Raw genomic sequence first — 303 nt, forward strand, 5'->3', positions numbered from 1 at the left:
GTATCCCCTAGGGGATTCGAACCCCTGTTACCGCCGTGAAAGGGCGGTGTCCTAGGCCTCTAGACGAAGGGGACCCGGACTTATGATTTAACTCGTAACCGAGCTTTGTAACACATTCACTTCAGTAGGCTAGGAAGCAAATGCCTTGTTCTTACCAAACAACTCGTTAGTTATTTGCTAGGAACCAAAATGTGGTATCCCCTAGGGGATTCGAACCCCTGTTACCGCCGTGAAAGGGCGGTGTCCTAGGCCTCTAGACGAAGGGGACCCGGACTTATGTTTTAACTCGTAACCGAGCTTTGT

At 50.5% G+C, this 303-nt stretch carries 2 tRNA genes; both read right to left on the minus strand.

The annotated features are described in order from the left end of the window. Nucleotide 1 precedes the first annotated feature (1 nt). A tRNA-Glu gene (locus KO531_RS22270) sits at nt 2-74 on the minus strand. Between the two features lie 118 nt (nt 75-192). Then, nucleotides 193-268: transfer RNA gene (locus KO531_RS22275), tRNA-Glu, on the minus strand. Nucleotides 269-303: the final 35 nt, after the last annotated feature.

The sequence above is a fragment of the Shewanella sp. NKUCC06_TVS genome, from assembly GCF_019345515.1.
GTDB lineage: Bacteria > Pseudomonadota > Gammaproteobacteria > Enterobacterales > Shewanellaceae > Shewanella > Shewanella oncorhynchi.